At 27.1% G+C, this 16772-nt stretch carries 8 protein-coding genes; all 8 read right to left on the bottom strand.

The window, feature by feature from the left end; all coding sequences use genetic code 11:
• Positions 1–26: 26 nt before the first annotated feature.
• The 8 genes from ACUSRV_RS03170 to ACUSRV_RS03135 are packed head-to-tail and all read right to left on the bottom strand — an operon-like array spanning position 27 to position 16699.
• Complete coding sequence (locus ACUSRV_RS03170; RefSeq protein WP_490140472.1) at positions 27–863, bottom strand: hypothetical protein; 837 nt, start codon at positions 861–863, stop codon at positions 27–29.
• Positions 856–6069 carry a DNA translocase FtsK gene (locus ACUSRV_RS03165; protein WP_490140471.1) on the bottom strand — a complete coding sequence of 1738 codons (5214 nt, stop codon included), beginning with the start codon at positions 6067–6069 and terminating at the stop codon, positions 856–858. The genes ACUSRV_RS03170 and ACUSRV_RS03165 overlap by 8 nt, the downstream gene beginning before the upstream one ends.
• On the bottom strand, positions 6044–7660 hold the full coding sequence (locus tag ACUSRV_RS03160) for a hypothetical protein (protein ID WP_490140470.1): 1617 nt from the start codon (positions 7658–7660) through the stop codon (positions 6044–6046). Before ACUSRV_RS03160 ends, ACUSRV_RS03165 begins: the two co-directional genes overlap by 26 nt.
• 14 nt (positions 7661–7674) lie before the next feature.
• Positions 7675–9438: a hypothetical protein gene (locus ACUSRV_RS03155; protein WP_490140469.1), complete on the bottom strand. Its 1764-nt coding sequence runs from the start codon at positions 9436–9438 to the stop codon at positions 7675–7677.
• Between the two features lie 21 nt (positions 9439–9459).
• Entirely contained in the window at positions 9460–10614 is a 1155-nt protein-coding gene (locus ACUSRV_RS03150; protein WP_490140468.1) for an aminotransferase class V-fold PLP-dependent enzyme, read from the bottom strand.
• Between the two features lie 20 nt (positions 10615–10634).
• Complete coding sequence (locus ACUSRV_RS03145) at positions 10635–14171, bottom strand: hypothetical protein (RefSeq protein WP_490140467.1); 3537 nt, start codon at positions 14169–14171, stop codon at positions 10635–10637.
• A 12-nt stretch (positions 14172–14183) separates the two neighbouring features.
• Positions 14184–15041 (bottom strand): DUF4007 family protein, encoded by an 858-nt coding sequence (locus ACUSRV_RS03140; protein WP_490140466.1) that lies wholly within the window; start codon positions 15039–15041, stop codon positions 14184–14186.
• Between the two features lie 14 nt (positions 15042–15055).
• The gene (locus ACUSRV_RS03135) at positions 15056–16699 is read right to left on the bottom strand and encodes a phosphoadenosine phosphosulfate reductase domain-containing protein (RefSeq protein ID WP_490140465.1); all 1644 of its coding nucleotides are present in this window, start codon (positions 16697–16699) and stop codon (positions 15056–15058) included.
• Between the last annotated feature and the right edge of the window lie 73 nt (positions 16700–16772).

The following is a 16772-nucleotide window of genomic DNA, read 5'->3' as shown; positions in this document are numbered from 1 at the left end:
AAATCATCTCCAGTCTATATCCCTTTTTAAAACAATAAAGAATATACTTTATCAAGCAAGTCTTCACTATTTATGTTTTTTATAACTGTTACAGGATTCAATTGTTTATTTAAATTCACTATCCCCATATCACTAAGTTCATCTAAAGTATTCATTGCAACTTCTTCATCCCAACAAAATCCCCTATGCCATTTTATATCTTCAAGTATTTCATTAATAGTAAATTCTTGCCTATTTATATCTAGATCTTCTAATTCCTTTATCAGAGTATAACTGTATACATATATTAATTCTTCATCTACCTTGTTTTTATTGAACTTAACTATTTTATCATCTTCATCTATTATTTCAACCAAACGTAGTGGCTTTAAAGAATTATCATTTCTATATGCACTTCTAAATGGAGTTAAGTTTATTTTTATACCATTCATATCTTTAAGTTCATTTATTAGAACTTCTTCATTTATCATGTCTCCAAACTTTTCTGTAATTATTCTAAAGATCTGAAACCACATAGTGGCTCCAAATCTTTTAGAAGTTAAAAAGTAATTGCATATAACTTTACTTACATCCTCAACTAAAAATAAATCTTCATTATATATTAAGTTTCCTAAATCAGTTTTCTTTAGTAAGTACTTGCCTCCATTTTTATCAACCTTTATAAGATTCATATAGTTTGCATAATGTATATGAGGCTCAACCTTGCCTGATTTATCTCCTGTAGGTATCCCCGTTAATTCTGATATATCTTCTTTAGTTAAATAATCATAGTTATCTGCAACTTGAAGTATCTTTCCTATATATTCAAGTTCTGGACAAAAGCTTTCATGAAAATTTAAATTACCTTTTGTTGTACTACTCATTATCTCCCACCTTAAACTTATCATTTAAATATTCTACAACTCTTTCAACTTCATTCTCTTCTATATATGGTGATTTAATTCTAATTAAGTTTGAAGTATCCCCTGTTTTAAGTAACATATCTCCTTTACCTAAAAGAGACTCTGCTCCTTTTGTATCTAATATAAGATTAGATGCATTAGAATCTATTACTTTAAGTCCTATTCTAGCTGTTAAGTTATTTCTGATAGTTGTAGTTATTATCTCTGCCTTAGGGGTTTGTGTACATATAATTATATGTATCCCTGCAGCTCTAGCCTTTTGAGATAGTTGCTTTATAGCACTTTCTAATTTAGCTCTAACCTCACTGCTAGACTCTATCATAGCTCCATATTCATCAAATACCATAAGTATTCTCTTTAGTTTATTATCTGGATTTTTCTTATTATATTCTGTTATATTTTTAGATCTGCTAGACTTAAATAGCCTATATCTTGAGTCCATTTCACTTACTAGTTCATCTAGTAAGTTTACAGCTTCTTCAGGTTCAGTTGCAGCTTGCCTATTTCTTGTATATTCACTATCCTCAAATAAAGTAAGTTCTACAAACTTAGGGTCTACTAAAATCAACTCAACTTCTTCTGGAGTGTACATAGACATAATGGCTGACAATATTACATTCACTAATACACTTTTCCCACTTCCAGTTTGTCCTGCTATTAAAAGGTGTGGACTGTTAGAGTCACTCATATCAACTAACCTAGGATTTCCTAATACATCCTCTCCTAATAATATATAAAACTTGTCCTTAATGTCTTTATATTTATGCGAAGATTCATTAATCTTAGATAATATATCATTCATCCTTATTGTTTGTCTTTTTTCTCTTACTATATCTATATTCACATAACCATCTGCTATAAATAATAACGGTTGCTCATTTATCCCTAACCATAGTTTCATTTCTTCAGCAAATTTTTCTATTTGTTTGAAGTCTACTCCTGTAGCCAATTCTACTCTTATTCTAACTATATCTGGCCCGATTATATAACCTTTAGGTATTATACGGATTTTTCTAATTTCTAACTGATTTTGTAATTTGCTTAGTTTTGACTTAATAGATTCTTCTTCTTGTTCTATAGCTTCTTTACTTCCAGAATTAAATAACTTTAAAACTTCAGGATCAATTATTAATTGTTCTTGCTGTGGAGCTTCTTCATCTCCATCAGCAGCTACATCATCATAACCTTCACCTTTATCATTATCAGCATTACTACCTTCTTCTGGAGTTTCAGCTTCATCATTTGTATCATCTATTTCGTCATCTTTTGGTACTGGTATTTCTTCCTCGTCGCCTTCTACATCCTCATCATTGTCATCTATGCCAATTAGAAGCTCTTTTATATAATTCTTACTAAATTTAAAAATATTTACATCTACTTCTTCAACACTATCTATTTCTTCTGCATAAGGAGTATCAAAGTCAGTATCTATCCAGTAAGTATATATATAATTATCAAATTCTATTTCAAATTTTCCTTCATTTATACCTGTTAATTTATTTATTAATAAGTCCCTCTCATTTTTATCTTCTATACTATTTATATTGCTATTGTATGATAGTAATCTATATAGCTGGTTAAACCAGAATCTTCTTTCAACTGAATCACTATATGCATTCCATATATTAGATAATCTATTATATCCCTCATAAACTTGGTCTTTTGCTTTTTGTATATGAATATCATTAGCCTTCGCTAATTTACATTCCACTATTTTAGCTTTTACTTTTATATTCTCGTCACCTGGTAAGTTGTTATTTTCTTTTTCAACTTCTAGAATTAAAAAGTCCGGTCTTGAATTTATATTTTTTTCTTTAGATAATTCAAGTTGGTTATCAAATAAATGGCTATGAGTATCTAAACTAATAATTTTTCTTATGTAAAATTTATCAGAATTATTTTCAAATATATTTTCAAACTTTGAGGTTAGTAAATAAGCTAAGTAATTATTTATAGATTCATCATTAGGATTTATAGCTTTTAGTATTTCTGATCCATCTAAATACTTAGCATAATTTATACATTCTTGTGCTGCATCTTCTATTTGCTTTGCCTTCCAGTTACTAAATTTATGTCTTAGTCTAGTCGTTAAAAATTGTCTTAGATCATTTAGATATTCTGCTTTAGCTGATATAGTAGTATTTAGTTCACCAAAATATCCGTTTCCTGTTGAGAATCCTATTATTTTATTATTCTTTAGGTTAAGTATATCTACATCTATATTTTCATCTATTATAACTACCCATGTACCAACATCATGTAGTCCTTCTATTAATTTCTCTATATTATTTTTCAGAGTTACTTTTTTCACAGCTTTGTATTGTCCATCTTTTACGTTGTTATTTTGCATATATGTCATGTATTTAGTATGATTATACTCTGCTTCAAACTGTGTTTGAGTTATAGAGACTTTTCTTGATTTAATCTCATTACATGGTATAGGTAAATATACAGATGGATACCTACTTTGAGATATGTCTTTTTTTATAGGATCATTAACTAATTCAGTCTTTATATCTTCTGTTTCAAGAATATTTTCTATAAAAACTAAGTCTGATTTAGCTATATTATTTTTTATGTTATCTACAGAATTAGAAAAATCTATATATTTTATATGAGCTTTTACAGTTATATTATCTTCTTCTGTGAACTTATTTTCTAGCCAATACTTTATATAGTTCTTGCTGTTACATTTATAGTCATTAGTATATATATGAACATTTATTTTTACATTTAATTTTTCTTTTTCTAGTTTGGTTATTATATTGTGTAATCCATTTATTAAATTCTTGTAGTATTTAGGTTCTATAAATGATATATTTACCCCATCTATTTTAGAAGGATAGGTATTTAAATAGTCTCCTATAACCTTTGATATATAACTAGATACTGGATTACTTTGCACAGTACCAGTAAAATCTTCATCATTAATACCAAAATCCACTTTATTAGAAGAGCCATTATTATTTTTAGAGTTGCCATACAGTGAGTAGAATCCATAAGTTGAATTACAAGATACAAATTTATTATCTTCTCCAATTAATATACTAGACCCAAATGTTATAGTGGCTAATTGATCTAATCTATCTAATTTATTTGTTATTACATTTACTTTGTACTTGTCTGTTTTTGATAGCCTTAATTCTTCAAATATTTCTGAAAACCCATTTGCTAAATAATTATATCTTTCTATTATTTTTTCTATCATTACAGGGTGATAAGGCATCATTATTGCTCCTGTTATATGATCACAATATATATTCTCCTCATTTATTAATAGAAAACACTTAGACAATATCCTTGATATATCTGTATGCTCCCCGTTTTTTAGATTACATACTAGAGAATCTAATAATTTATTATATTTTCTTATAAATTGTATCATTTCAGTATTTTTAATTGCATTAAATAAACCATTTTCTTTTATATAACTTAAAACGTTATTAAATGTTTCACCTAGGTCATGTACTCTAACTATTAATTCACCATTTCCTTCTGTCAATTCTTCTAGTACATCTTTGTATTTAACCTCTAAATCCTTAATAGAGTATATAACTTCTTCTTCATTTGTGATATCTAATACACTATCTAGTTCCTTACATATACCTATAGGTATAAACTTATCTTGTTTTATAAAATCTTCAAAACTACTTTCTATAAAATTATATGTACTAGCCCAAAAATCAGTCTCAAATATATGCCATTCATATTCTGATGATTCAATAACTTCTTCAGATACTTCGCCATAGAATTCATATTCCATGGCCATTTTAGACTTTTGTTCGCTAGCAGAAGCACTCTTAATTATCCCTTTTTGTAAAAGATCTCCTGCATTTTTTATATCAAATGGATATATCTCTTCATTTGAGGATATTTCTGAGTAAATTTCTAGTTTAATAGTCTCTCCTTCAGCATTTAATAGCATTAAATTTTCAAATAATGTTTCTATTCCTCCCAAAAATCTACACATATTCTTCCATTTTGTTTTTAAATCATTATCTTCATTATCTAATTCTGTTATTGTATTTGCCAAGCTTATTTGTTGTATATTTACTCTAATTTTATTTATATTATTTCTCAAATCATTAGGTATATTATTTAGCTCCATTAATACCGGAAGATATATAGCTCTAAATGGATCTCCATATATTTTAGGTATCTTAGTAGTTGGCGGTCTAACAATACCCTCTTTATAATTTAATATACCTAGTATATCTGTAAAGTTACATTTAAATAATTTTTGTTTGATTTCATCTATTTTTATGCCTTGGATATAATTTATAATATCTTCTACTACTGCACTATAATCATTATATCCAGGAAATTTTTCATTAAATTCTGCTGTTATTTCATTTTGATGTTTTTCATAATATTTATCAGCAGTATTCCTCAAGCCTGCTATTTTTTTATCTGTTTGATATTTAGATATCATAGTTCTATTTACAAATTTATATGATTTGTCTAAGACATCTATTTTTTTCTTTTCTAAGTTGTTTAGACCAGGATTACTAAGAATATTTCTTATATTAGGTAAATTCCACCATTCATTTAAACTTTCGAATATATATTTAATAAGCTCATCTTTATCTTCTATATACTCTAAAGAATCTATAAACTCGCTTAAATTAAATAAATCTTTAGGTATATGAGTAAATATATTTTTATATATATTATCTATTATATTTAGATATTGATCTGATAAATTTAGCGATTCTATATACTTATTTCGTTGAAACATAATTGAATACTTGTTACCTACATAATTTTCTATTATATGTGGATTTATTTTATAAAAGTCTTCTATTCCACCTTGGTCTTCAACTAGCTCAGTTCCCATTAAAAATACAACACAACTCTCTATTTCATTATTAAAACAATAGTTTCTCCATTTGGTTAAATGCTCTTCCTTCTCAATAAACCCTTCTTTATCCATTTCCTTAAGAACCGAAGAAAAACTTGAGTTTTCTCCCCAAAACTCATATTTTTCCTTAGATAACTTGGCTATAAAATCTATGTTTTTACTCTTTAATACCCCTTTAAAGTACAAACATATTTCGTTATATATTTTAGGAGTTATAAAATTTTCTAATTTTATTATATTAATCTTATTTCCTTTTTCTATTTCATTAAATATAAGTTCCTTAGCAATACTCACGTACGAGTTCATTTGTATCCCCCTCCAATTTCATATAAGGATTTTCAACAATGGAAGTTGCATCAGAGAGCTCTCTTAAAAAACCATTCTTTCTTAATAAGTTTTGAAATTCTAATAAATTATCACTTAAATATGACATATCCTTATTAATATTTAGCTTGTTGTCTCTTACATATAAGTCATACTCTCTCGGCCCTATAACTATCCCATAATGTTTATATAATTTCTTTAAAAAAGAGTCTAATGTCATTTTTTGCTCTGGTTCTATTAAGGAAAGTACTAAAAATCTTATTAGAGAATCAGACAATGTAAATCTCATTCCCTCTCCTTTTAATGGTATTATTAGTCCTATATCTTTACCTAATTTTCTTAGCAACTTAAATGAATCTTCATTAGCTTCTTTTAAAAGAGCCAAATCTGTCTTTTCTTTTTCAGTTTTTTTCGCTTCTTTCTCATTATCCTTAAGATATTGTTTCTTATTTTCTAGCATATTGTATATAGCTATTTCCATCTTTTCTTCTAGGTTTTTATAGTGTTCCGACGCTGCCTTTTTAATTTTTTTATCTGCATCAGATTTTGAAGTAATATGAACTAACCACATAGGATTAACTTCTTTTTTATCTTCGGCTATACTTACAGCAGATTCTACTATCATCCTTAAAACTTGAAAAACTATTCCTACATTTAATAGGTCTATCTTTTCAAATTCAGAAGTTTCACACATAAGTAGGTTATTTAACTCTTTTATTGTGTACTCTGATCTTCTTTTGTATCTTTCAGTTACCCACTGAGCTTTCATCTCTACATCTAAGTTTTTCTCTATATCAACACTTTTTTCTTCTAAGTATTTATTCCATGTATTTATTATCCAATTTGATATTTTAGAAAACTGTGGAAAAGATTTAAGAAGTGCATTTAAATTTTGTTCAATGCTTTCCTTATACTCAGGATTTTGTTGTAATCCTTGAAGAACATGTAAAAAATATACTTCTCCACCTCTTGCCATGAAATTATGCTCTCCAAATTCAAATCCTTTCTCAACATAAAGCATCTGTTCACTATTAAAGCTATCTAGAGAATTTTTATCTTTAAATTTATTTTTTCTTTTAGTTTTTTTACCCATTGCTTCTGCAAATACAGCTTCTTCACATATAGGCATTAATGACTGTGCAAACCATCCCCTATTTTTAGTAACAGCTGAAAACCCATAATATAAATCTTGAATAACGTTTAGCACATCTTCCTTACTATGTATAGATGTGTCTATATTATCCATAAGTAGATTATTTAGCTTTTCATATGCATGTCTATCTATTTCGAATCTATTTTCAAGCTTGCTTTTTTCAAAGAATACAAGTCTTTTAAGACCTATGTTAGGTTTTACTATATACTTGAGGTGAGTATGATATTCTCCATCATTTTCTGGTTGATCAAGTTTATAATCTCTGCCTATATACATAAGTAAAAACTCAAGTAGATATTCTGGTACTGTTTGATCTTTTCTTATTCTTCTTCCATATGCTTGTATTTGAAGATTTTGTACCTCTGGAACTTCGTTGTTTTCTAATTTTAAATTTGGGAAAACCCCTTTATCATATATCATATATAACACCTCCCCTAACTATCTGCAAAGAGTTTTGAATCCTCTATAAGAATATTCATTGTTTTTATGTTATCTTTATTGAAAAATAATAGCTTTATTTCATCTATATCATAATTTTCATTTCTGCATTTCTTTAGTAGCCTTGATTTTATTTTATTTAATCCAAATGTAAAACTTGGATTTAGACTAGTAAATATTTCACCTTCATTGATTCTCATAAAATACTTAAGCATTTGATATGTTATTTCAAAACAGTCTCTTTTGTCATTTCCAACACTAAAATATAACCTATTTATTTCTCCATTTTCTTTTATTAAATCTTCACTAGATTGCTTAAACACATTTATATTATTTCTATTGAATTCACCTAAAACTAACTGTACGTTCTGTATATCATCAAAATCTTTTTTAACAGTTAAATATAAAATATCATTATTTTTGTTATATACACCTAAGAAAACTTTGTATAAGGCATCGAATATCAAATTTCTTAATTTCTTTTTTTCTATGGAGTTTAAGTTGCTATTTTTCATTAAATTATAATATTCTTTAAAAGCATCAGAAAATATTTCTGAAATCATTGTATCGAATTCTTCATTACTAATATTACTTAAAATCATATAAAATCTTCTAAATGCTCTTCTCAGCTGCACAGAATTGTCACTTTCTATTCCTAAACTTTCTATATTAATTCTTAACTTATCTTCTAATATATGTTTAACTTCATTATCAAACATATTAAAATCTTCATTTACAAATAAGCTATGATCTTTAGATAATGAAACTTGATCTATCCCTATTTTTGAAAGCTCCTTTATTGCTTTTATATTATAGCTTTCTTTTATAAATTCAGTTCCCTTATAACCAAAGAATAAATTTGGAAAAGCATAATCAAATAGTGATTCTTTGTCGTGGGTTAACTTTTTATTTATTTGTTCACAAGTTAAATTTCCTGTAAGAGCAAAAGATATGTGTGATACTATTTGTCTTACAGTTAATCTTGATTCATTTTCCTTAAGGTATATATAAGTTCTTTCTATAAAATCTGTAACTCTATCTATATTCTTTGTACAAATTCGATAATTAAAAGATATAGGGCAGCTATCTGTATTTTTACAATGTCTACATTTTTCCCATAGATTTTCTTGCAAAATTTTAGTTAATAATTCTCTTACTAAATACGTATTATCTATCTTAGCCATATTTACTATCTTAAAGTTTTGTACTTTATCATCTATTTCTACTTCTATATCTTCTAAATTGTTATTATCTAGTTGCTTTAACAAACTATCTTCAAATTTTTCAAACTTTGTATCATCATTAATTATTTTTCTAAATGTATTTAATAAAGGTCCTGTGTTAGATATAAGAAGTGAAGATATATTCTTACCATGTTGTACTAAAAACTTTTTTAACATTTCTTGCTGTTTTATTTCATTTAATTCACTCATGTCTTTAACGTAAAAAAACTTATTTAAAACAAGTTCTTCTTCTTTTAATGACTTTTTATCTTCTTCTGACATGTACCCTAATTTGTATAATAGTTGTATAAGTATGCTTGTCTTACCATCTCCAGCATGACCTGTAAGTATCACAGCACTAGATTTCCCCTTTTCGAATAATTCCTCATATATATAATTTCCTAATTTTCTATCTACTTTTATATAATCATAATATTTACTCTTAACTTGAGATTCTGCTAGTGCATTTTCATTATTACTACTAGCATTGTTCATTGTATTTAAATAACTAACAAATTCACTCCCAATATTATTCATGATACTTTTCTCCTTACTAATTTATATTTCATATTCTAATTCACTTAAAGCATCATCAAGTTTTCTTATATCTTCTATAGTTGTAAAATACCCTATACTAACTCTTATAGTTCCTTCTGGTAACGTATTACTTATTTCATGAGCATTAGGTGCACAGTGTAGTCCGTATCTAAGAGCAATTTTATAATTCTTTGCTATAGATTCTCCCATAGTATCAACAGGATACCCCTTGATTTTAAACGAAACTATTCCTATATGGCTGTTAGTAGGTATATACGTTTGAACAAAATCATATTTTTTGATGACATTTATAAGTTCCTTTGTAATAACTTCTTCTTGTTTTTTTATATTTTCAACACCTATTTCATTTATCCACTTTAATGCTTTATACAAACCAAACACACCTAGTATATTTAAACTCCCAGCTTCATATTTGGCTGGAATTTCATTTGGCATATCCATACTCATAGATTCCGTACCTGTTCCTCCATATATATATGGCTTTAAATCTGCGTTTTTGTTCATTATAAATCCTGCCATGCCAAATGGTCCATATAGAGTCTTATGTCCTGCAAATATAACGAAATCAAATTTATATTTTAATAAATCAAGTTCTACTAATGCCATAGACTGACATGCATCTATAATATAAAGAGGATTATATTTTTTAGAAAATTCATATATTTTCTCTATTGGTGTTATATAACCAAAAACATTACTTACATGATTCATTATTATCAAATCTGGTGAACTATTTTCAAATTCATATTCTATTTTTTTGAAATCGTATTCCCATTTATTTGAATCAAATTCTAGGAACTTAATATTTATATCCTTATCTTTCTTTATTGCTTCTAAAGTTCTAAGAACAGCATTGTGTTCAAAGTAACTTATGTATACAGTATTGATCTTGCTCCAGTCTAGTCCCCAAAGTATTTGATTAAATGCTATAGTAGCAGAAGGTGCAAAGACAGCTTCATAGCTGTCCTTTGCATTAACTAGATTTTTTAACATGTCTCTAGTTTCTCTGACTATACTATTTATATCTTTATCATATGAAGTTGTAGCTCTTCCTACATTTGCACCGTAATTCTGATACATATCCATCATATACTCATATACTTCTTTAGGTTTTGGGAAAGTAGTTGCTGCATTATCTAAATATATATTACTCATTTTTTCTCTCCCTTTCCTTTCTATTTAAGTAGTTCTACTAATATTTGTCTCTTTTCTTCTTCACTTATAGAATTACCGTAGTCTTCTATTGTGTCTCTTAAATCATTTAATAACATTTCAGCTCTATCACTAAGTTCTCCCGATGTTACAGCGATTTCTAAAGTTTGCATCTCCTTGCTATTATCATCAGAACTATCATTTTTATTTTCTAAGTTATGTTTTATTTCGCTTAGCTTATTGTAGAAATTATTAGGTGTTTCATCATTCCAATCACCCACATATATTCCTATAAGAGCATATGATAGCTTATCTAAATATTCTTTAGGATCATTTAACTCTTTTTTATCACAAGCAAAGTTTATTAAAGTACTTTCTATTCCACCAGAATACTTTTTAGCTTCATCTATATTATCTACTAATTCATATAGCCCGTTGTTAAGTGATACTAATTGAGATAAATCAAATTCTTTCTTTATATCACTTTCTACTTTTTCATATAGATTATCAGTTAATCCCTCTATTTCATACTTAGCAGATTTAACCTTAGTTATTAACTTGCTGTAGTCTTCTGTATTAAATATAGATTTTAAATCTTTAAATAAAAATTCTATTGAATTTTCGTTTAGTATCCTTAGTTTATTTTTAAACTTAACAACATCTTTACTTAATCTTTCTGATTCTAAATTTCCTTTATATTCATTTTTAGCATCTTTTGCATACTTACTTAAGTACAAGAACCATTTTTTAATACCCATTGTTAAATAGGTTATGTTGTCATATATTTTATCGTTTTCATTTATATAATCTTTAAAGATGCTTTCTAGCTGCTGTATATATACTTCTTTTTCATCATTAATTTGCTCTAATCTAAATATATACTTTTCTGGCTTTTCATTTATATCTTCCAATATATCAGCGCTTATTTGTATTTCTATTCCATCTTTTTTAATTGAAAGATACTTTTTATACTTATTTAATATAAATCCTAGTATTACAGGTATTGGCCCTTTCTTCATACCGAATTTATATTCTGGTAAAATCATAAAGTCGTAAATCTCTGAAAAACTTACTTCTCCTTCTGATGATTTTATAATTATTTCATTTATTCCTTTTATAAGCTTGATAAACACGTTATTAGAAGTATCTTCTTTAGTTAATATATTATACTTTAATTTATAAACTCCCTCAGTTTCTAGTTCATCTAGACATCCATTTCTAAGTAGTATTGACCTAAGTATAGTTGACTCTAAGCTTCCTTTTCTAAAGTTTATAGTCTTATTTAAAGGATTTAGTATTTCAGCTACTATCCTCTTTCTCGATCCTGCTACTACCCTTGAAGGTTTGTTTTTATTTATTATTTCGTTGTTTATTATAGGAGTATTAGAAAATATATCATCCATTATTTCAGATGTAAGTTCCCTTAAATCTTTTTTACTATTTAGATACTGTTTTTCATCTTTATATAAAACAATACTTTCTGTTGAGATATTAAGTATATTATCTATATATTCTGAAACTTTTTCTTCATATGCTCTTTCAATTATTTCCAATTCATTTTTTATAGATATATCATCTTTATTAAGCTCTTTGAACTTCTTTATAGACCATAAATCATATATATCTTCTTCTATATATTTATCTAATTTTTCATATATAAAAATAGATTTTTCATTACCTAAACTAGGAATAACATCATTTGAATTTATTATATATATAACTCCATCACTATTTTGAGACTTTAGATCTTGTTGTATATAACTATTACTTAAAGTTTCTTCTGCAAATTTAACTTTGAAGTATCTTATAATACAATTGTCATCATTGTGTCTTCTACTTTCTATAAATATATTGTTAAAGTTAGAATTTAAAATTTCTGTTACATTTATAGAATTTCTAGAGTTTTCTTTTATATTTTTTATTTCTGTAAATATCTCAACATCTATATCATTACATATATCTAAAGCTGTAGTTGTCTTTCTATCTATAACTATATTGTTTTCTATAAGATTTTCTAGGGTATCTAGACCCTTATCACTATAAAGGAACTTTATTATTTGTTTAGTCGGTTTTAATACTGCAAAGTTATTTAATATATGGATAATTGCTATAGTTTTTACTATTTCTTTGCCTAATTTATCTTCTAGTTTTTCTACTGCACTAGCTGCTTTTCTCCATATTTTATACATTTCATCTGTATATCCTAGAGATATTATATTATCTTCAAAGTAGTCATATAATACGTCTAGTTTTACTTCACAATTATTGTTTCTAACATAATCTATTAGACTGCTAGTTTCTGTTTTACATAAAAAGCTAAATAATGTTCTTTCATTTTGAGCTACTTTCTCAGATATTCTAGGTAAGCAATATGTTGTTATAGGATTCATTGGATAAGCACCATACACTACCCATTTTTCAAATTCATCATCACTCAAATCCTTAAATAAGTTCCTAACAATCATATTATTTTTTAGATTTTCAAATTTTTCTTCATTGTTTAATATAAATTCATTCCATAATTTTTCGTCTTTTTTTATACTTCCTGATATTAGTTCATACTGTTGATTTGTAAAATCATTATATTGAATTTCTTCAAATCTTCCTTCTATAGCCTTCCACTGATCTATTTTGTTTTTTTCTAAGCTTCCTGTGTATTGGCTTATGTTTTTATGAGATATTAGTAACAAATGTACCTGTTGATCTTTAGATCTATTACAAAACTCAGCAAAATCTTGTAACAACTTAATATCTAAAAATGCATCATTAGAAATTAAATATTCTATATACTTACTGAACTCATCATAAAATACAAATATACCCTTATATCCATGCTCTTTTATTTTTTCATTTACATCTTTATATATATTTACAGGATTTGAAGAAAGTAAAGGTTCAAATTCAGCACCTGATGTTATCTGTTTATATAACTCCTCAAACTTTTTGTAAGCCTCTTTATTATAAGAAGAAAGCTTTGCTATAAATTCAGTTATATCTTCATCCAATAATCTTTCAAATACTTTATATGTTTCTACATAATCTTTTTCCCATAATTTTATTTTATCTATAGCTTTATCAAAGTAAAAATCTAAACTTATATCTCCTAAACCGTTTAACTCTAAAGACTTTTTAAGTCCATATATAAGCAAATCAGAAAGTCCATTGTTATAAGGAGTAGAGTTTAAAATAACAGGAAGGTATTTATCTTGGGATTTTATAAAATTATTAATACTTTTATAATGATTATTTTCTTTATCATTATTACTTGCTTCTAAAGCCTTGTTAAGTAATATATTATATTTTCTTTCACTTCTATTATAATCTGCTATTAATCCCATTAAATATAAAGCTAAATGTGATTTTCCTTTACCGTAAGGCCCTATTAATATCTTAGCTTTAGTTTTATTTTGATTACTGAAAGATGAGATTATATCGCCTATAACTTCTATTGATGATTTTGTTGGTATATAAGATAGCTTCTTTCCCTCATCCTTATAATCTAGATTTAAGTTTATAGAGGACTGCATATCTGAATTAAATTTAATAATATCCTTTAACATAGTTGATCTCTCCTAGAATATATTTGTCATTATTTCTTGTACGCTAGGACTCTTGGCAAATGTTATATAATCTAATCCCCCGGTTCTGGTGAAGTTTATATATCCTAGGTCTTGTAATTTTTCTAATATGTCGATAACCTCATACATATTTAAGTTAAATATTTTTCCTATATTATTAGGAGAATAAATTATATCCTTTAAGTCTACAGCTTTATTTTCTTTAGCTTCATTTAAGATTATATAAAGAGCAACTTTTACATTTAACTTTATTTTTGATACTCTTTGGTAGAATATCTCTCCGTTTTTCTTATTATATATTTCTATAAGTCCTAAATCGGTAAAAGGACTTTCTATATTATCTTCTGGAGATTCTATATCTCTTCTAGGAACATAAGAACTTAAAAGACAACTTATATCATCCTTTAAACTTCTCTCCGCTAGTTCTTTTTCATATCTTTCTTGTATAAATCCATTTAAGTTATTAAATAAGTTTTCTTTATTAAACTTATTTCCGTTATATTCATTGAAGAACCAATACCAAGTAGTTGCTAACTCTTCATTGCTTGCTAGTTTATAATGAAGCAGTTGCCATGTACTAGTTTCTTCTAGATATGGATCTTTTTCCAATATCAATTTTCCTAAGTCTGTTAGTTCATGATAATGTTCGTTCCCTTGTCTTTTCTTATCCACTAGGCCAAACGCGTCTAACCAGTACTTAAGAGAAGTAACCATGTTACTTCCTATTCCAAATTCATCTGTTAAAGTTAATTCTTTATTTGTAAACACACTTTTATCTTCATTAACTTTTTTAATGCCTTTATGAATCCAGCCTCTTCTGATATAAAAGCTTTGATGTCCTTTAATTTTCATAGTTTACACACCTCTTATTTCTTCGTATATAGAATTTTCTTAACGTAACATCCATTTGTGAAATGAGAAACACATTCCAAACAACGAGAACATTTCTTTTCATCTATATAGTATTTATTATTTCTTATTTTTATAGCATCGAACTTACATACACTTTCACAGCCTAAACAGCCCATACATGCTTGATATTTTGTTATTTGACATTCTATCCTTTTTTCTAAAAGAGTTGGATTATTACTACTTAATATTGCTATCTTAAGCTTATTGCTTCCCATACTTCCTTGTATAGATATTATTGGTTGTCCTGTTCTCTTATCTATAACTAATATTTCATCAATGAATTTTCTTCCCGAATCTTTGTCTATAACTCCGAAAGGTTTGAAAAGTTCATATAGTTGGTCTTCTATAGGTCTTGTTAATTCATAGGTTTTTGCATTTTGCTCTGTGGTGCAATGTTGTGAATTAAGCTTAGTGTGACTTACATTAAGACCATTTCCACCTTGTCTTGCTTTCCATCCACCTTCTTCTATATAATCCTCTGGATCTGGCTTTCCTATTTTTGTTGCGAAATTAACTAGAGCTTCTCTCCATTCTTTGTATCTTTCTGGTTCATAGATTTTACTCATAAACTCAGACCAAGAACTATTATTAGGGCAACACCAACATCCTACTCTTGTGTATCCCCATTCATAAGCCTCATTTATTAATACATTAGTAGCGAGTATATATAGCCATACATCTATGTCTTTCCAATCTATAATAGGTCCTACAACTCTCTGCTTTGTAATTTTAGGACTCTCATAATCTCTTTCGTATTTACTTCTAACAACAGATTCACTTCTTCTTATTCCATAGAAAGTAAGAACTTCTCTTTTATTTTTAAATAATGCATCTATTTTTCTACTTATAGGTCCTGTTTTGAATATTGTACAGCACCATCTCATTACCCTTGATGGAGGACCAAAGCTATTTTTTGTTAAATCCATAAAATCTTTTTCCTTATTTCTTACATTTCTAAGTAATATATTAGGATTTTGTTTTTTGAATTTTTCTACATATTGATATGTAGATCCTAACTCTAAAGTTGTATCTCCAAATATATGAAGTATGTCATTAGCCCCAAGAGCTTTTATAACAAGGTCTGATACTACAGTTGAATCTTTTCCTCCGCTAAAAGACACAAACATACTATCCAGTGTATATTCAGAAGCCATGTTTTTTATGTAACTACAAGCTTCATCAGTTATTAAGTTAAGTCTATATCTGTTAACTTCAATAAATTTCTTTATATTTTCTTTAAAGAATTTATCATTATTTTGTTCTTTGTATTGATTTATAAGTTCCCTTACCTTGTCAGGATCTTTAGAGGTTAGCTCTTTAACCGACATTTTGAGTATTTTTCCATCTATTAAGTACTTGTTTCCTTTTAAATTCCATACGCTACTATTTATATATTTTAAAGGTTCTCTTATAGCACACTCTAATAGTAATCTCTCCTGTGGATATACTACTCTTCCATCAGTGCCTACGTACCTTACTTCACTGTTACAATTAGGGCATTTATTACCTATATTATTTTCATCTATTAAAACTGGAACATTGCATTGCTTACAGTAATAAACATTTATCTCCGGAAGTTTATATTCTATATCAGCCATAGACACACTCCCCCTCATTTTATATTTTAATACTTTAATTTTACACCAATCGCCAACTTTTCGCCATATATAG

The sequence above is a fragment of the Sporacetigenium sp. TC11 genome (assembly GCF_058146105.1).
The sequence above is the reverse complement of the archived record's forward strand: the minus strand, read 5'-3'. Positions and strand labels throughout refer to the sequence as shown.